This is a genomic window from Aquimarina algiphila (assembly GCF_947494415.1).
GTDB lineage: Bacteria > Bacteroidota > Bacteroidia > Flavobacteriales > Flavobacteriaceae > Aquimarina > Aquimarina algiphila.
In genome coordinates this window covers 118,843-136,571 of the sequence record NZ_CANLVC010000004.1, presented here as the reverse complement: position 1 = coordinate 136,571, position 17,729 = coordinate 118,843, and the positions used below count along the sequence as shown (strand labels likewise).

The 17,729-nt window shown below is 32.3% G+C and carries 18 protein-coding genes; 12 read left to right on the top strand and 6 right to left on the bottom strand.

Features of this window, described 5'->3' with window-relative positions:
- Position 1: 1 nt before the first annotated feature.
- On the top strand, positions 2-385 hold the full coding sequence (locus tag PQF96_RS07260) for a TraR/DksA family transcriptional regulator (RefSeq protein ID WP_109435005.1): 384 nt from the start codon (positions 2-4) through the stop codon (positions 383-385).
- Positions 386-505: 120 nt separating this feature from the next.
- On the opposite strand, the gene PQF96_RS07255 is transcribed toward PQF96_RS07260, so the two are convergent.
- Positions 506-1,399 (bottom strand): carbonic anhydrase, encoded by an 894-nt coding sequence (locus PQF96_RS07255; protein ID WP_109435004.1) that lies wholly within the window; start codon positions 1,397-1,399, stop codon positions 506-508.
- Between the two features lie 219 nt (positions 1,400-1,618).
- Here PQF96_RS07255 and PQF96_RS07250 point away from each other — a divergent pair, with 219 nt between their 5' ends.
- The 7 genes from PQF96_RS07250 (at position 1,619) to PQF96_RS07220 (ending at position 7,377) form a co-directional block, all read left to right on the top strand.
- Complete coding sequence (locus PQF96_RS07250) at positions 1,619-2,152, top strand: RNA polymerase sigma factor (protein ID WP_143916871.1); 534 nt, start codon at positions 1,619-1,621, stop codon at positions 2,150-2,152.
- 6 nt (positions 2,153-2,158) lie between these two features.
- A complete protein-coding gene (locus PQF96_RS07245; RefSeq protein WP_271765572.1) occupies positions 2,159-2,950 on the top strand; it encodes a HEAT repeat domain-containing protein in 792 nt (263 codons plus the stop codon).
- Positions 2,951-2,976: 26 nt separating this feature from the next.
- Positions 2,977-3,732: a DUF4097 family beta strand repeat-containing protein gene (locus PQF96_RS07240; RefSeq protein ID WP_109435001.1), complete on the top strand. Its 756-nt coding sequence runs from the start codon at positions 2,977-2,979 to the stop codon at positions 3,730-3,732.
- A gap of 59 nt (positions 3,733-3,791) precedes the next feature.
- Entirely contained in the window at positions 3,792-4,505 is a 714-nt protein-coding gene (locus PQF96_RS07235) for a DUF4097 family beta strand repeat-containing protein (RefSeq protein ID WP_109435000.1), read from the top strand.
- 99 nt (positions 4,506-4,604) lie between these two features.
- Positions 4,605-6,041: a S41 family peptidase gene (locus PQF96_RS07230; protein WP_271765571.1), complete on the top strand. Its 1,437-nt coding sequence runs from the start codon at positions 4,605-4,607 to the stop codon at positions 6,039-6,041.
- A gap of 176 nt (positions 6,042-6,217) precedes the next feature.
- Positions 6,218-6,820: a lipoprotein signal peptidase gene (locus PQF96_RS07225; RefSeq protein ID WP_271765570.1), complete on the top strand. Its 603-nt coding sequence runs from the start codon at positions 6,218-6,220 to the stop codon at positions 6,818-6,820.
- Positions 6,821-6,978: 158 nt separating this feature from the next.
- On the top strand, positions 6,979-7,377 hold the full coding sequence (locus tag PQF96_RS07220) for a hypothetical protein (RefSeq protein WP_160114067.1): 399 nt from the start codon (positions 6,979-6,981) through the stop codon (positions 7,375-7,377).
- Between the two features lie 117 nt (positions 7,378-7,494).
- Here PQF96_RS07220 and PQF96_RS07215 read toward each other — a convergent pair whose 3' ends face one another.
- From PQF96_RS07215 to PQF96_RS07195, 5 genes are all read right to left on the bottom strand, one after another.
- Complete coding sequence (locus tag PQF96_RS07215; protein ID WP_109434996.1) at positions 7,495-7,896, bottom strand: response regulator; 402 nt, start codon at positions 7,894-7,896, stop codon at positions 7,495-7,497.
- Positions 7,897-7,966: 70 nt separating this feature from the next.
- Positions 7,967-8,536: a 5-formyltetrahydrofolate cyclo-ligase gene (locus PQF96_RS07210; protein ID WP_271765569.1), complete on the bottom strand. Its 570-nt coding sequence runs from the start codon at positions 8,534-8,536 to the stop codon at positions 7,967-7,969.
- On the bottom strand, positions 8,529-9,509 hold the full coding sequence (locus tag PQF96_RS07205) for a succinylglutamate desuccinylase/aspartoacylase family protein (protein ID WP_109434994.1): 981 nt from the start codon (positions 9,507-9,509) through the stop codon (positions 8,529-8,531). Before PQF96_RS07205 ends, PQF96_RS07210 begins: the two co-directional genes overlap by 8 nt.
- 4 nt (positions 9,510-9,513) lie before the next feature.
- On the bottom strand, positions 9,514-10,386 hold the full coding sequence (gene rimK / locus PQF96_RS07200; RefSeq protein WP_271765568.1) for a 30S ribosomal protein S6--L-glutamate ligase: 873 nt from the start codon (positions 10,384-10,386) through the stop codon (positions 9,514-9,516).
- Entirely contained in the window at positions 10,386-10,814 is a 429-nt protein-coding gene (locus tag PQF96_RS07195) for an ATP-dependent zinc protease family protein (RefSeq protein WP_271765567.1), read from the bottom strand. Before PQF96_RS07195 ends, rimK begins: the two co-directional genes overlap by 1 nt.
- A 166-nt stretch (positions 10,815-10,980) precedes the next feature.
- Here PQF96_RS07195 and uvrC point away from each other — a divergent pair, with 166 nt between their 5' ends.
- The 4 genes from uvrC (at position 10,981) to hppD (ending at position 17,711) form a co-directional block, all read left to right on the top strand.
- Positions 10,981-12,780: an excinuclease ABC subunit UvrC gene (gene uvrC, locus PQF96_RS07190; RefSeq protein ID WP_143916876.1), complete on the top strand. Its 1,800-nt coding sequence runs from the start codon at positions 10,981-10,983 to the stop codon at positions 12,778-12,780.
- Between the two features lie 2 nt (positions 12,781-12,782).
- Positions 12,783-15,071 (top strand): patatin-like phospholipase family protein, encoded by a 2,289-nt coding sequence (locus PQF96_RS07185; protein ID WP_271765566.1) that lies wholly within the window; start codon positions 12,783-12,785, stop codon positions 15,069-15,071.
- Between the two features lie 180 nt (positions 15,072-15,251).
- Positions 15,252-16,409, top strand: coding sequence for a homogentisate 1,2-dioxygenase (locus PQF96_RS07180; protein ID WP_109434989.1), 1,158 nt, complete (start codon positions 15,252-15,254; stop codon positions 16,407-16,409).
- Positions 16,410-16,571: 162 nt separating this feature from the next.
- On the top strand, positions 16,572-17,711 hold the full coding sequence (gene hppD / locus PQF96_RS07175; protein WP_143916877.1) for a 4-hydroxyphenylpyruvate dioxygenase: 1,140 nt from the start codon (positions 16,572-16,574) through the stop codon (positions 17,709-17,711).
- Positions 17,712-17,729: the final 18 nt, after the last annotated feature.

The following is a 17,729-nucleotide window of genomic DNA, read 5'->3' as shown; positions in this document are numbered from 1 at the left end:
TATGGCAGAAGATATCAAAGTAAGGCACAGTGACGCTAATTTGGCGATGTTCAAGGAAATTATCCTTGATAAAGTGGAAAAAGCACAAAAAGATTTGGAATTACTTAGAAGTGCATATAAAAATGATGGTAATAATGGTACAGATGATACCTCTCCAACATTTAAAGCCTTCGAAGAAGGAAGTGAAACAATGTCTAAAGAAGCTAATACGCAACTTGCCATTAGACAAGAAAAATTCGTACGTGATTTAAAAAATGCACTATTACGAATCGAAAACAAAACCTATGGAATTTGTCGTGTAACGGGTAAATTAATTAATCCAGAACGGTTAAAATTAGTTCCGCATGCTACGTTGAGTATTGAAGCAAAGAATATGCAGAGCTAAGAAACAAATTAAATTAGTATAACAAAAGGATGTCTTAATAGACATCCTTTTGTATTTATAAAAAGACCGTTTAAAAATGTTTTAAACGGTCTTAATACTTAACCTAAGTAAATAACCATCTTAACTCTTTGTTTTCACTATTCTACCATTTAAATCTTGTGTTGGTCTATAATTTTTATGCATGATACTTTCAAACTTTTCTAACTGTTCTGTAGATGCTGTTATAGATTCCTTTACAACGAACCAAGTTACAATTTCTGAACATCCAGGAGTTGTTAACGAACCTCCATATGTATAAAAATCCATATCCCCTGGTAATAAATCTTCAACCTTAAATGTAGATGTATTGGTAAAATGATCACCTTTCTGTTCTGGTAAGTCATCAAGATATTCCTCTAAAACATCATTTTCTTCTCCTTCTTCAAAGAAAACACCAACTACTCCCAATAGTTTTGTAATGGGATCTTGATGTACCAAATGCATTTCCATTGGATATCTTTTACCATTAACAGTGTGTTCGCTACCCGTATGAAAATGAAACTGCAGAAGGTCATAATTAATATTATCAAGAGATGCATAACTACCCATATCATAATTGAACTGAACAGTGTGTCCATTATTAATGATATCTGTTGTGCTTTCACCATAATTAATATTTATGTTATTAATACTACCGTCTTCAGTAACAGCACTAGTAATAATATTAATAGGAGATTGAGCATTACCTCCACAATCTACCCATTCATCTCCGCAAAGATTAGCCCAAAACTCAGGTCCTTCAAGACCTTCATATTCAAAATTACAATCTGTAGATGAAGATTTTCCATAGTAGATATTTGCAAGTTCCATTTCACTTACTCCACGAGTATTGCTATTGGTATTATCTACAATTGGTTCTTGTATTGTCTCTTCCCCTTCACAGGAAGTTAAAATAGATAATAGTATTATACAAAATACTACTAAAATTGATCCTTTTAAGTGTACACGATGTATACGTAACTTTGTGGTTTTCATAACAATTTAAATTTGGTTAACATTTTTATGTGTCAAAATTACATTTATAAAAAAATCAACATTCACCATTAATCAATAAATCTGATGATTTTAATCAAGGCTTTTATTGATTAAAATCAATTTTTAATCAATAAAATCGCAAAATAATTTATATCTCATGTAACCTTTTTTAAAATTTAAGGTATAAGTAATAGAAGCTAACCAAAAAAGAGTAACATCTTGAAAAATCTAAATGACGAAGAATTAATGATTCTGGTATCCAATGGTAATTTGGATATGATGAGTGTTCTTTTTGACAGGTATCACATTAAGATCTTTAACTTTTTATTTAAAATGACAAGAGATAAAGAGGTTAGTCAGGATATCACACAAGAAGTTTTTTACAAAGCGATTAAGTATCGAGCTTCTTATAAAAAGGGAAAGTTTTCATCATGGATTTATACTATTGCTCGAAACATTTTTACTGATTATTATCAGCGTCAAAAAAATAAAGATGAACGATTTGATACTATTGAATACAAGATAGAACAAAAGGAGCCTGATCAAATGGATATAAAAGAAACTAATGAAGAACTAAAAAGAGCATTGAATCAACTAAGCAATGTTGATAGAGAGTTAGTCATTATGAATAGATATCAAGGCATTAAATATCAAGAGATCGCTGAGATTACAGGCTCAACTGCTGGAGCAGTTAAGACCAAAGTACATCGAGCTATTCATAAATTAAAAGATCATTATTTACAAAATATATAGAAAGTCATGGACTGTAACCACATAAAAGATCAACTCATCGATTATATAGATGGCAATTTGGATCATGAAACACATCAAAAATTTGATGCACATCTCCAAAGTTGTAAAAATTGTAGTACCGATTTACAAGAACTTCAAACTGTTTTTGAAGCTATGGATAGTGATCCTATACAATTTCCAGACAAAAGTTTACAAATAAACTTTGAACAAATGTTGGCAAAGGAAAAAGAACTAAACAATGATCAAAAAGTCATTGTAATGAACAAAAAAAGCAAAGGTTCCTGGAAAATCGCTTTACAGATCGCTGCAACTATTGCGCTTGTTATTTCTGGGTATTTCTATGGAAAACACGAGAATACAACATCTTTCTCACAAGAAATGGCAGTACTAGAAAAAGAAAAAAAACAAATGAAGCAAACAATGACCATTTCTTTAATCGAAAATGAATCTGCAAGTAAGCGTTTACAAGCGGTGAACTACGCAGAAGAGTTTGAAAAACCGGGAAATGATATCTTAAACGCTTTAATTAATAAAATGCATTTTGACGATCATATTAATGTGCGACTAGCTGCAGCAGAAGCACTTGCAAAATTTTCGGATAACGAAATAGTTCGCAAAGCATTAATTAATGCTCTGGATAAAGAACAAGATCCAGGTATGCAAATTGAATTAATTCAAATATTAGTATCCATTCAGGAAAAACGCGCAATTCCTTCTATGGAAAAATTACTTCAGAATGAAGAAACACCTGATTATGTAAAAGATCAAGTAAAAATTGGATTACCAAGTTTAATTTAAAAATTTCAATCAGAAAACAAATAATCATGAAAAAAATAGCAATTATAGCAATCGCACTTCTAACCATAGGAACTCTAAAGGCACAAGATTATACTCAGTCTTTACAAGGTATAAAAAAGGTAAGAATCTCTTCAGAATCAGGAGTGAAAGCAAAAACCCATGACAAAAGTGAGCTTTTGATCAAAGGGGATGGAAGAAAAACACCCGAAAAAGCAAAAGGACTCAAAGCTGTCTATTCTGGTGGGAGCGATAATACGGGAATTGGCATATATGTCAAAAAGGATGGAGAAACTCTTGTTATTAGAAATCTAAAAAATATGCATAGTAAAATTTTAGAAATTTATCTTCCTAAAGATATTCATATAACAACAGAGAGCAGTAACCTGGGAAGCTTATTTTTTAACGGATTTTCCTCTGAAATAGAAGCCAGAACCAATGTAGGTGGAATCACATTAAAAGATGTCACAGGGCCTATTGTTGCCAAAACTGCAACAGGAGAGATTAATATTGTATTTAATAAGGTAAGCCAGAAATCTCCTATTTCTATTATATCTGCTACAGGAGACATCGATGTAAGTTTACCTTCGGGAACACCAGCCAATTTAGAATTAAAGACATCTATGGGAGAGATTTATACCGATTTTGATATAAAATTTCCTGCTGAAAATAATAACATGAAAGTAGTCGGGGGAAGAAGAACAATAAATACCAAAATCAATAACGGAGGAGTGGACATTGCTCTAAGGTCATCCACAGGAAGTATTTATTTAAGAAAAAAATAAAAGAGGTCATCATCAACTCATGCCGAACTTGTTTCGGCACTAATCAAAAAACAACTCATATGAAAACTGTATTAAAATTTATGGTATTGTGCCTTGTTTCATTACAAATAAATGCACAGAAAGTAATCGAAAAAGAACTTAAAACTCCTACCAGTCTAACTAAGGTAGAATTCAAATTCGCTGATAATATTATTATAAAAACCTGGGATAAGAATAATATATATTTAAAGGCAGAGGTTAGTGTTAACGGCGGCGAATTTGATGATTATTTTAATCTGAAAATAGAAAATACATCCTCTGTGCTTGATATCGAGTCAGATTATGGAGATTTATTTGACAAATGGAATAAAGAGCGAGGATCTAATCGTAATAACAATTGGAACCCTTGTAACAACTTAGACATTGATGCCAACTATACTCTTTATCTTCCAAAAAGCTCAACGTTAAGAGTAAAAAGTATTTCTGGAGATGTCGAATCTGAGAATTACCAGGGAGAGTTGATTGTTGATATTATAAGTGGAAATATTGACATCAAAAACTATAACGGAGACTTAAATCTAAAAACTATAAGTGGAGATATTGATATTAATGTAGCCAAATCAAAACTAAAAGCCGAAACTATTTCTGGAATGATTTATTCTGATAAAGATATGGAATTTGATCATGGAAAAAACCGTGTGGTAGGAAGTAAAGTAACCGGCACTTTTGGAGATGTAAAAAACGAATTACATCTTAAAACTATAAGCGGTAGTATCTTCCTGAGAAAACAATAAAATTATTTTCAAAAGTGTTAATTCAAAAACCTCACTTTACCACTGTGATTTCGATTTTAATTCAAAAGATAAAAGTGGGGTTTTATTAGTGTAATTGCTATGAAAAAGTTATCCTTTCTATTCGTTTTTATTACTTCCTTTGGTTTTTCGCAACAATGTTCTTGTGAAGATAATTTTAATTGGCTTAAAAAAACATTTGAAGAAAATGACGCTGGTTTTTCCTATGCTCTAGAACAAAAAGGAGAAAATGCATATAAAACTCATAATACAAAAACCCTGAACAGCGTAAAAGCAATCAAACAAAAAGGGGAATGTATTTCTGTACTGAATAACTGGTTATTATTTTTTAGATCAGGACATTTAATCATCCAGGAAAATGTAGAACAAGAAAACCAAACAGAAGAAGAAATTATTAAACGGTTTAGTACTTGGGAAAAATACAAAATAGAGGAAGTAGCTTTTGAAAAATACATTTCTAAACTTAGCAAACCAGGTTATGAAGGGATCTGGGAATCCAAACCTTATAAGATAGGAGTTATTAAAACCGAAAAAGATTATGTTGGCTTTATACTTGAAGCTGATGGAATCTACTGGAGAAAAAACCAAGTGAAATTTAGAATTAAAAACACTAAAGGCAACAAAAAAGAAGCTACTTTTTATATGAGAAATCATTCTGTAAGAAATTTTACAGAAGTAGAATTATTAGGAAATAATTATCTAAAAATAGGCTCTATAACCCTGAAGAGATTAAAACCAAACTTTGAAGTTGACAAAACAATCGAAGAACACTATTCCCTTATTAAAACTCCTACTCCATTAATCAAGGAATTAAGTCATAACACAATACTGTTTAGAATTCCTTCTTTTTCTCATTCTAATAAAAAAAGTATTGATAGTCTTATACTGGCGAATCACGATAAATTAACTAGTAAGAAAAACCTCATCATTGACATTAGAAATAACGGTGGAGGCAGCGATATTTCTTATGAGAAAATTATTCCATATTTATACACTAATCCCATAAGAACTGTAGGGGTCAAATTGCTCTCCACCCCTCTAAATAATAGTAGAATGGAAAAATTCATGAAAGATCCAAATTGGTCAGATAAGGATAAAAAATGGGCAAAGGAAAGTTTAGAAAAACTAAATAAAAATATGGGAGAGTTTGTTAACCTTAATGATAACATAGTCAAAACAAAAAAATTAGATACCATTTATTCTTTTCCTCAAAATGTTGCAATACTGATCAACAAAGGCAATGGAAGCACGGCCGAACAATTTTTATTAGCTGCCAAACAAAGCAAAAAAGTTAAGCTTTTCGGAACCACAACCGTTGGAGTTCTAGACATTTCTAATATGCATTTAGCCGATTTTCCATGTAAAGATTTAAAGCTCGGATACAGTATATCCAAAAGCATGAGAATCCCAGAAATGACAATAGATGATAAGGGTATTCAACCTGATTATTATATCCATAAAAGCATTCCTGATCACAAATGGATCCAATATACGCAACAGATTCTTGAAGCTAAATAGTACCTATAATTTTTATCTAATAGGGCAATCATTTTTTGGGTCTATCAATCCTAAAATCAAAGGGTATGGGGTATAATATTAAAATTAAAAACTCATAAAAACATAAGTATCTATAAAACAAAATAAAACACTATTTTTGTCCGTCGGTTTTAATACCCAAACAAACCAATACTTATATGTCTTTAAAGAAATCTATTTTAGTAATAATTTTAGTTCTACTGATTGACCAAATCACCAAAATCTATATTAAAACTCATTTCTCTCTTCATGAAGAGGTGAAGGTATTTGATTGGTTTCGTATCATATTTGTCGAAAACAAAGGTATGGCGTGGGGTTTTGAACTTCCTGGGAGTTATGGAAAATTAGTACTTTCTTTATTTAGACTAGTAGCTATTACTGGGATTGGATACTGGCTTTATGATTCGGTTCGCAAAAATAGCCCCGCAATTCTTACTTTTTGTATAGCATTGATTTTTGCTGGGGCATTTGGAAATATTATTGATTCTATATTTTATGGTTTATTATTTAGCGAAAGCACACCAGTAACGATTGGAAGTTTTTTACCTGAAGGTGGTGGTTATGAAAGCATTTTTTATGGTAAAGTGGTTGATATGATCCAATTCACATTTTACGATGATACCCTACCAGAATGGATTCCTTTTTGGGGCGGTGATCATTTTTCATTTTTTGATCCAGTATTCAACATTGCTGATTCTGCAATAAGCGTTGGAGTTTTCTTATTGATTATCTTCAATAAAAAAGCTTTTCCAAAAAAATGATTTCAAAAAGATAATTATAATTTCCTTTTTTTATCGGTATTCTCTAACTTCTTATACCAGTAGTTTCCGCAGCAGACATAGATCAGAAAGAAAATGAGGCTAAAGGTTGGCATAACTCTTGATAAATATAGAGCTCAACTTATTCATGATAAAACCTTATGAAATCATTTAAGATGCTATTAGTATTAGCTGTATTTTTATCTATCGGCTGCGAAGATACTGTACGTTGTGTATTTGGCACTACTACAGAGCTTAGGGATAAGGAATTATCTGTAGCTAGTTATGAGGAGGATTATTTTGAATTAATTTCGGCAAAGATTCCTTTTGATCATTGTATTTCTGATGTATTTATTTTAGATCTTCCAAGAGGTTTAGATTATTATATATATGATTGTGATACTATCGAAATCTCTGGATACCCAACAGATATTGGAAATTTCACTATTGAAGTAATTATTGAGATCGAAGAAATAGAATATGATACTTTTGAAGATGTAGGTTTATGTATTGATTATGAGACATCCAAATTATACCGTTTAGTAGTTTCTCGCTTTTAAGAGATGACAACAGATATCCCTCATACCCTTTTTTAAAATACCTTCTCCTTATAAATTGTTATAACGAGGTTATATGGTAACTAGAGAAATCAATAACAAGCTCTGACTTTTATTAAATCATACTAGTATCCTTTCGAAGTCATTCAATTTGATGGGTTTGGTAAGATAGTCAGATACTACATCTATCGCTTTTGCTCGTTCTATATCTCTAGAATCTATAGAAGAACTAACCACATAAAGGTCTATTTTTTCACTAATCTTATTTCTAATCTTAGAAAATTCATTCAAAAACTCCCATCCGTCCATTATAGGCATATTGAGATCTAACAAAATTACTTGAGGAACTTCTTCTTTTTGTTCATCGCCAAGGGATTTTAGAAAAAAATCCAACGCTTCTCTACCATTATTAAAAACCAAAACTACATCTGATAGTTTTTTTAATTCAATAATTTTACGAACTAAACTTATATAAATATTGTCATCGTCTATGATGCAAACACGCTCTATATTTTGGGACATTCTAAGGGGCTACTAACAATTAAAAGTCTCGAATATAGCACAAAGTATCATAGAACACAAAAAATGTTAATTAATTCCCAAAATTATATATATCTGTTGGAGTAACGCAAAGGTCGAGACCTATATCTGTAGGGATTACATTTTGAATTTCTTTTTCTGCATCAAAAAATGAAAGTCCGATCTTTAACGTATCAGAATTACATTTGGCTAAAAACTTATCATAAAAACCTTTACCATATCCTACACGATTACCAATATGGTCAAATGCTAATAAGGGTATAAAAACTACTTCTATTTTTTTTTCTGGTATTTGGATTCCATCTACTGGCTCAGGAATTCCCCAGGAATTTACTTCTAATTTGGTTCCATCTGTTAGTAAAAAATGCTCTAGCGTATTATTTTCAAAATTACTTTTGGACACTAGTATATTTTTATCCTTTCCCTGAAGAATATGAAGAATATATTCTGTATTGATTTCTTTTTGTTTTTCTATAGGAAGAAAGATATGATAATACGATTTTTCCCAAATTGGTAATTGAAGTAATTGATTTGCGATATCTACACTTAAATTCTCAACTTCTTCATCACTTAATTGAGATCGTAATGTTTTATAATGTGTCCTTAGCTCTTTCTTATTCATTTACTAATTCCTTTGTAATGCGAAAAATAGCATCTCCTTTATATACAATAGGCGCTTCGTTTACATTAATTACATACCCCTCATTTGTAGCTTTTACAACATGCCTCATTTTACCGTAAGGATCTGTAATTGTTGCTAGAATCTCACCTTTATTGACGTGTTTCCCAATAGGTATTTTAATATGTAACAAACCACTATATTTTGCTCTTATCCAAAAGCTTGTACTAATTAGCAAGGTATCAGAATCTCGAACAGGTACTTCAAATTCAGTTTTCAGCATACCCAGGTAACTTAATATCCTCATCGTTCCCTGAACCCCTTCTATGGCAATCTCCTTACTACTGTTTTGAGATTTTCCTCCTTCAAACAATAATATATTCTTTCCTTTTTTAGCGCAGGTCGACCGATAGGAACCTTCTAGGTTTTTAGATAATAAGGTGAATGGTGCATTAAAAATTTTAGCCAATGCGACGAGGTTCTCGTTTTTGGGATCTACTCTAATATGTGGCGCATTAAACCTACTGGCCCCACCAGTGTGAAAATCTAAACAAAAATCTGCAGCAGGTAAAATATCATTTATAAATTGATACGCAAAACGACTTGCAAGAGAGCCATTTTTGGTACCAGGAAAAACCCGATTGAGATCACGACCATCAGGAAAAAAACGATTCATATTTAAAAAACCAAATACATTAAGAACAGGAATACATATAATACTGCCTTTTGCAGGTTTATTGATTTTCTTTGCTATGATTTGTCGTACAACTTCTACTCCATTAATTTCATCACCATGGATACCGGCTGTAATAAGTACAGTTGGGCCGGGTATTTTTGATCTCTCTATAATGATTGGTATTTCTACCTTGGTAGAAGTATATAGTTTTGCTATATTAAAATTTATGGTAGTACTAATTCCGGGTAATACTTCATTTCCCAGAATACTAAGTACATTATTATTAGTTGTTTTTGTCATTGTATTACAAACTTCTTTCAATGTAACGAATAATAGATTTTGCGATATCTCTTCCAGTTGCAGTTTCTATACCTTCTAACCCTGGAGAAGAGTTCACTTCTAAAATAAGAGGTCCTCTATTACTTTGTAACAGATCTACTCCTGCTACACCCATTTTTAATGCTTTTGCGGCCATAATAGCAGCCTGTTCTTCATGTCTGGTCAAATTAATTACAGATGCTGTACCTCCTCTATGTAAATTAGACCTAAACTCCCCTTCTTTACTTTGTCGCTTCATCGTTCCTACTACTTGACCATCTACAACAAAAGCTCTAACATCTGCTCCTTTTGCTTCTTTTATAAATTCCTGAACAATAACTCTAGCCTGCAATCCATTAAAAGCTTCTAAAACCGATTCTGCCGCCGTCTTAGTTTCTGCTAAAACTACACCTAAGCCTTGAGTACCTTCTAACAATTTAATAATTAATGGTGCTCCTCCCACATGAGAAATTACTTCAGAAACATCTTTAGAATAGTTAGTAAATACAGTCTTAGGAAGCCCCAAACCAGCCTTAGACAAAATTTGTAAACTTCTTAATTTATCTCTGGATTGTATCAGTGCCTGTGATTTTAAAGTAGTAAATACATTCATCATTTCAAACTGCCTAACCACAGCAGTTCCATAAAAAGTAATAGAAGATCCTATTCTCGGAATTACAGCATCAACATGGTCTAATTTTCTTCCCCGATAATAAATTTCAGGTTTTTGTCTCTCAATTACAATATCACAATTTAAAGGATCTATTACCTGTACATTATGCTTACGCTTTACTGCAGCCTGAACAAGTGCATTAGTCGAATATAAATTCGCACCACGCGACAAAATCTTAATATTCATTACAATTTTTGATTATATGACTGATTTTCTGATTGAGGATCTACCAAAAATTTTCCGCTCAAAAATTTACGCCCTATCAATACAGGAAAACACATATCATCACGTGGAGATAATGTGAACGTTATTGGATATGTGTTACCAAATACGATAATTTGTGTTCTAATAGTGAATCGCATTTCTACTTTACCATTGCTACTTTTTACTGCAGTAATATCATAATTTTTGAATGTAAATCTTTTGCCATTATATTCTGGATGCATCGGGTCAAGAAAACTACATTGTAATGTTTGATCAATTTCCTTGATATCTATACAATGAATTGACGATGTATAAGCTCCTGTATCGATTTTAGCATCGATATTTTTCAATTCTAAAAGAGGAAAATCTGCTTTATCAGTCCTGCCAATTATTTTCTTTTCTTTTTCCAAAAGATATGATTGATATTGGGACTACTAATGTAATAAAAATCAAGATGCATTGTATGTTATCCTTCTTTTTTAATAAATGGTGTTATTTTTATACTGATTTAACAAAAATTAAATCCGCAATCTTTGTTTTACAATTACGGTAAACCCTTAACTTTACCATTGGATTATGCAAGAAGCCACTTTAGACATACAGATTAAAATACTACCAACTGGACCTGGAGTATATCAATATTATGATAAAGATGATAAATTACTCTATGTTGGAAAAGCAAAAAACTTAAAAAAAAGAGTGTCTTCTTATTTTAATAAGAATCATGATAATTATAAGACCAAAGTTCTCGTAAAAAAAATCCACTCTATAAGACACATTGTTGTAGAAACAGAGACCGATGCATTATTGTTAGAGAATAATCTCATCAAAAAACATCAGCCTCGTTTTAATGTAATGCTCAAAGATGATAAAACGTATCCTTGGATATGTATTAAAAAAGAACGTTTCCCCAGAATTTTTCCCACTCGTAACTTAATCAAAGACGGTTCAGAATATTATGGCCCATACACCAATTTTAAGACTGTAAATACGTTATTAGATCTTATCAAAGGGTTATATCAACTTAGAACATGTAATTATGATTTATCTCAGGAAAAAATCAATAATGGTAAATATAAAGTGTGTCTTGAGTATCATCTAGGAAATTGCAAAGGCCCCTGTGAAGACTTGCAGGATGAGAAAGAATATATGGATAACCTTGAAGCTATTCGGCAAATTGTAAAAGGTAATTTTAAAGATTCTCTTGGTCGTTTTAAAAAGCAAATGGCAGAACATGCAGAGAAGATGGAATTTGAAGATGCGCAGCGGATTAAAGAAAAAATAGAAGTTTTAGAAAAATATCAAGCAAAATCTACAGTAGTTAATCCAAAAATTAGCAACGTAGATGTGTTTTCGATTATCTCAGATGAATCCTATGGATATGTAAACTTTCTTCAATTATCATATGGATCTATTATACGATCACATACTACTGAAATTAAAAAGAAACTGGACGAATCTGATGCTGAGCTTTTAGAATTAGCAATTATCGAATTACGTCAACGTTTTGGTTCTAAATCAAAAGAAATATTTGTCCCTTTTGAATTGGATTTAGGTGAAAAATTAAAAATTACAGTTCCCCAATTAGGGGACAAAAAGAAAATTTTAGATCTTTCCTTAAGGAATGCAAAATACTTTAGGCTAGAACGTTTTAAACAAATCAAAATTATTGATCCAGATAGACACGTAAAGCGTTTAATGGCACAAATGAAAAAGGATCTTCGATTACCAGTAGAGCCTGTACATATTGAATGTTTTGACAATTCGAACATCCAGGGAACCAATCCCGTTGCTGCCTGTGTAGTTTTTAAAAATGGAAAACCCAGCAAAAAAGAATATAGAAAATTTAATATAAAAACAGTAGAAGGTGCTAATGATTTTGCCTCTATGGAAGAAGTTGTTTATCGACGGTATAAACGGTTAAAAGAAGAAGAGCAACCTTTACCTCAACTTGTAATTGTGGATGGAGGAAAAGGACAACTTTCTTCTGGATTAAAAGCACTTGATGATCTTGGATTAAGAGGAAAAATTACAATTATTGGTATTGCCAAACGATTAGAAGAAATTTACTATCCAGGTGATTCTATTCCGCTCTATTTGGATAAAAAATCAGAGTCTTTAAAAGTGATACAACACTTACGTAATGAGGCACATCGATTCGGAATTACTTTTCACAGACAAAAAAGAAGCAAGGCGGCATTAGATACAGAATTAGATGTGATTCCAGGTATCGGAGAAAAAACGGTTATAGAATTACTTAAGACTTTTAGATCTGTAAAAAGAATAAGTGAAGCTTCTAAAAGCGAATTAAGTGAAGTGATAGGTGATTCTCGCGCAACCAAAGTGTTTAATTACTATCTTTCTAAAAAAGAATAAACGTGGACAGACACAACCCCTTAGAACTCTTTTTGATCAGATTGATACTTATAGTAATGACCTGCTGTCCATATATCATTCGCGGTCAAGAAAAAGAGGTTACAAGTTCTCCTAATACTTCATCTACTCAAGAAGACATAAAAGTAGGACTGGTTTTAAGTGGTGGTGGCGCAAAAGGTCTGGCTCATATTGGTGCTTTAAAAGTAATTGAAGAAGCAGGTGTTCGCATAGATTATATAGGAGGAACTAGTATGGGAGCAATAGTGGGAGCACTATATGCTTCTGGTTATCGTCCATCAGAACTCGATTCCATATTTAGATCAGTGGATTTTAATGCATTTATACAAGACGAACTACCCAGAGATGCTAAGACTTTTTATGAACGTGAAGATTCTGAAAAATACGCAATCACCTTACCTTTTGATAAATTTAAAATTGGTTTACCTAAAGGTTTGTCTAAAGGGCAAAATTTTTACAACCAGTTTTCAAGATATACTGCTCATGTAAATGATATACATGATTTTAATGATCTCCCTATTCCTTTTTTCTGCATGTCTACTAATATTGAAACAGGAGAACAAGTACTTTTAGACAAAGGATATCTACCTGAAGCTGTAGCTGCAAGTGGAGCTTTGCCATCTATTTTTAGTCCCGTAGAGTTAAATGAAATACTAATGACTGACGGAGGAGTAACCAATAACTATCCTGTAAAGGAAATAAGAGAAAAAGGAGCAGAAATAGTTATAGGTGTTGATGTACAAGACAGTTTACTTTCTAAAGAAGAGTTAAACTCTGTAACCAATATTATGTTACAAATCAGTAATTTCAGGACTTACAATGCTATGAAAGCAAAAGTTTCTGAAACTGATGTATATATTAAACCATCTATTAAAGCGTTTTCTGTAATGTCATTTGACAAAGCCGATAAAATAATAGCCAGTGGTGAAAAAGCAGCTTTTAATAGTTTTGAAAAACTAAGAGCTATAAAAAAGCGTCAAAAACCAACTGCCCCAAGAGCTAGAATTCCTAAAAACTCTGAAACTATTGTAATTAATAGTCTCACCATATCTGGTAATAAAAAATATACCAGATCTTATATCAAGGGAAAATTAAAATTAAAAGTTCCTCGGGTCACAACCTATGAAAAACTAAACGAAGGAATAAACAATCTATCCGCTACAGGAAATTTTGATCGTGTAAGTCATCGATTAGTAGATACAAAAGAAGGCAAGCAACTCAAGCTTTCTGTTACAGAAAGTGAAAATAAAATGCTATTACGCTTTGCATTGCATTATGATGATTTATACAAAACTGCTGCTTTAGTCAATGTAACTCGTAAAGGATTGTTTTTTAATAACGATGTTCTATCACTAGATGCTGCTTTGGGAGATAATATCCGATATAATCTGGATTATCATATCTACAAAGGGTTCTACCTAAGTCCGGGACTAAAATACAGCTATAACAATTTTAAGAAGGCATTTGATTTTGACTTTATAGGTCAATTTGGAGAAATCCCAGACTTAAATATTAATACAATTGATATCGATTATACTGATTTTAATGTTCAGGCTTATGTTGAAACACCTTTTAGACAAACATTCTCTGTAGGCCTAGGTGCCGAATATAAAAGGCTTAGGATAATTTCAGAAACATTTGGAGAAGATGAAAACCAAATCCCGAGAACTGTCTTTGATAATAGTGATTATTGGAGTGCTTTAGGATATATCAAATTAGATACTTATGACAATAAATATTTTCCAAAACGAGGAATCATGTTCGAAGGTGATATTCATACTTATCTTTTTTCTTCTGATTTTACAAATAGTTTTGATGAGTTTTCTATTGCCAAAGCAAAATTAGGGTATGCCACTACACTATACAAAAATCTCACTTTAAATTTTACGGCAGAAGCAGGAACCAAAATAGGAAACAATGCTATTAATTCACTTGACTTTCTACTTGGTGGTTTTGGAGCTAAAACCATTAATAACTTCATCCCTTTCTATGGCTATGACTTTTTAGCAATAACCGGGCAAAGCTTTGCAAAAGCATTGATAACAGCTGATTACGAAATATTAAAAAACCATCATCTTAATGCATCAGCTAATTTTGCAAATGCCGGTAACAAATTATTTAGTACCGGAAGATGGTTCGAAGATCCAGAATATTCTGGATATGCCTTAGGGTATGGTCTGGATACTTTTGCCGGCCCAATACAAGTAAAATATACGTATTCTCCAGAATTAGATGAAAGTCTATGGTTCTTTAGTGTTGGTTTTTGGTTTTAAATGGATGATACTAATAGCTTAAATCACAGAAATATTTACGATATTTGTAATATTATGAACTTGTTTTGGCAGGATTTACTATTATTATTACACTACCTTATTAAGCGCAATCCCGAATAAGGTAGACTTGCTATTTATTGTCTTATTAGAAAATAGTTAATACCTTAAACTTGCAACATCATGCCTTTTTATCACACCCTGGGAAAAATACCCCCCAAACGCCATACTATCTTTAAAAAACCAGATGGTAGTCTTTACTACGAACAATTATTCGGAACAATAGGTTTTGACGGAATGTCAACTAATCTATACCATTGTCAAAGGCCAACACAAGTAAAAGAAATTAAAGGAAGTTATAGCGTAGCTCCCAAAATAGCAATTAATAACAATATTAAATCCTATCGATTTCATGGATTTAAAATAAATCCTGAAAAAGATTATTTACAAAGCAGAAAAAATGTCCTGACTAATAGTGATGCGAGTATCATTTTATCTGCACCTCAAGAATCTACATCTGATTACTTCTATAAGAATACAGATGCAGATGAATTGATTTTTGTACACCGAGGAAGTGGTAAATTTCGTAGTCATTTAGGAAATCTCGATTTTAAATACGGTGATTATATTGTTATTCCAAGAGGAACAATTTATAAACTTGATTTTGACTCTACTGATAATCGTTTATTTATAGTCGAGTCCAGAAGACCTATTTACACTCCAAAAAGATATCGTAACTGGTTTGGTCAATTATTAGAACATTCTCCATACTGCGAACGAGATCTTAGAGCTCCTTATGAATTAGAAACAAATGATGAAAAAGGGGACTTTTTGATCAAAGTAAAAAAGCAAGATGAGATTTTTGATATGATATATGCTTCACATCCATTTGATGTTGTAGGGTATGATGGTTTTAATTTTCCATATGCTTTTTCAATACATGATTTTGAACCAATAACAGGAAGAATTCATCAACCACCGCCAGTTCATCAAACTTTTGAAACAGATGCTTTTGTAGTTTGTTCATTTGTACCTAGATTATATGATTATCACCCAGACAGTATCCCTGCTCCCTATAACCATAGTAATATTGATAGTGATGAAGTATTGTATTATGTAGATGGTGATTTTATGAGCAGAAACGATATTGATGCTGGTCATATTTCTTTACATCCAGCAGGAATACCACATGGGCCTCACCCAGGAGCAGCAGAACGAAGCATTGGTAAAACAAAAACCGATGAATTAGCTGTTATGGTCGACACATTTAAACCTTTAATGGTTACCGAAGAGGCCATGAAAATAGCTGATGAAGAGTATCATAAATCATGGTTAGAGTAAACCATTAGAAAATGAATAATGAAAGAATTTAAACAATCTGAATGATGCTAAATTATAGAAAAGACATTACAGCCCACCTTAGAGCTATGTGGTAAGTTTTGACTAAAAACAACCAGCGCACAGTACAATTTTCTCATTATCTAATTTAAAAAAACAAAAAATATGTCGACTAATATAACACCTCAGGATTTAGAAAAAGTAGTTCCTCAAGCAGAAGATTTCCTACCGCTACTTGGAACAGATTATGTAGAGCTTTATGTTGGTAATGCCAAGCAAGCTGCTTATTATTACCAATCGGCCTGGGGATTTCAACCAGTAGCCTACGCCGGTTTAGAAACTGGTAGAAAAGACAAAGTATCATATGTGATGCAACAGGATAAAATACGATTAGTCCTTACCTCTCCTTTACAACCAGATGGTGACATCAATAAACACATCAATGCACATGGTGACGGAGTAAAAGTAGTGGCTCTTTGGGTGGATGATGCTACTAAAAGCTATGAAGAAACCATTAAACGAGGAGCAAAATCGTACATGAAACCCAAGGTAGAGGAAGATGAAAATGGTAGCGTTGTATTTTCAGGGATCCACACCTATGGAGAAACAGTTCACATTTTTGTAGAGCGAAAAAATTACCATGGAGCATTCTTACCAGGTTATATGCCATGGAATAAACCATATACAACAGAATCTACAGGTTTAAAATTTATCGATCATATGGTAGGTAATGTTGGTTGGAATGAAATGAATAAGTGGTGTGAGTTCTATGCCAAAGTAATGGGGTTTGCACAACTAGTCTCTTTTGATGACAAAGATATTTCTACAGAATATACTGCTCTAATGAGTAAAGTGATGAGTAATGGTAATGGACGAATCAAGTTTCCTATCAATGAACCTGCAGAAGGTAGAAAAAAATCTCAAATCGAAGAATATATTGATTTCTATAATGGTGCAGGAGTACAACATATGGCATTAGCAACAGACAATATCATTGAGACTGTTTCTGCATTACAAAATCGCGGAGTTGAATTTCTTACTGTTCCCGCGAGTTATTATGAAACAGTACTGGATCGAGTTGGTGAAATAGATGAAGATCTTGCCCCATTAAAAGAATTGGGAATCTTAATTGATCGTGATGATGAAGGATATCTTCTTCAAATTTTTACCAAACCTGTTTTAGATCGTCCTACAATGTTCTTTGAAATCATACAACGTAAAGGAGCTCAATCCTTTGGAAAAGGTAATTTCAAAGCTCTATTTGAGGCCATAGAAAGAGAGCAACAACAAAGAGGTACTTTATAAAAAACATCGAATATATTC

Bases quoted from the DNA above. Each gene is read 5' to 3' on its own strand.
- PQF96_RS07235 (WP_109435000.1), top strand. From the start codon at position 3,792: ATGAAAACTGTATTAAAATTTATGGTATTGTGCCTTGTTTCATTACAA.
- PQF96_RS07210 (WP_271765569.1), bottom strand. From the start codon at position 8,536: ATGAATAAGAAAGAGCTAAGGACACATTATAAAACATTACGATCTCAA.
- PQF96_RS07245 (WP_271765572.1), top strand. From the start codon at position 2,159: ATGGACTGTAACCACATAAAAGATCAACTCATCGATTATATAGATGGC.
- PQF96_RS07205 (WP_109434994.1), bottom strand. From the start codon at position 9,509: ATGACAAAAACAACTAATAATAATGTACTTAGTATTCTGGGAAATGAA.
- PQF96_RS07225 (WP_271765570.1), top strand. From the start codon at position 6,218: ATGTCTTTAAAGAAATCTATTTTAGTAATAATTTTAGTTCTACTGATT.
- PQF96_RS07220 (WP_160114067.1), top strand. From the start codon at position 6,979: ATGAAATCATTTAAGATGCTATTAGTATTAGCTGTATTTTTATCTATC.
- PQF96_RS07215 (WP_109434996.1), bottom strand. From the start codon at position 7,896: ATGTCCCAAAATATAGAGCGTGTTTGCATCATAGACGATGACAATATT.
- PQF96_RS07180 (WP_109434989.1), top strand. From the start codon at position 15,252: ATGCCTTTTTATCACACCCTGGGAAAAATACCCCCCAAACGCCATACT.
- PQF96_RS07255 (WP_109435004.1), bottom strand. From the start codon at position 1,399: ATGAAAACCACAAAGTTACGTATACATCGTGTACACTTAAAAGGATCA.
- hppD (WP_143916877.1), top strand. From the start codon at position 16,572: ATGTCGACTAATATAACACCTCAGGATTTAGAAAAAGTAGTTCCTCAA.
- rimK (WP_271765568.1), bottom strand. From the start codon at position 10,386: ATGAATATTAAGATTTTGTCGCGTGGTGCGAATTTATATTCGACTAAT.
- PQF96_RS07260 (WP_109435005.1), top strand. From the start codon at position 2: ATGGCAGAAGATATCAAAGTAAGGCACAGTGACGCTAATTTGGCGATG.
- PQF96_RS07240 (WP_109435001.1), top strand. From the start codon at position 2,977: ATGAAAAAAATAGCAATTATAGCAATCGCACTTCTAACCATAGGAACT.
- uvrC (WP_143916876.1), top strand. From the start codon at position 10,981: ATGCAAGAAGCCACTTTAGACATACAGATTAAAATACTACCAACTGGA.
- PQF96_RS07230 (WP_271765571.1), top strand. From the start codon at position 4,605: ATGAAAAAGTTATCCTTTCTATTCGTTTTTATTACTTCCTTTGGTTTT.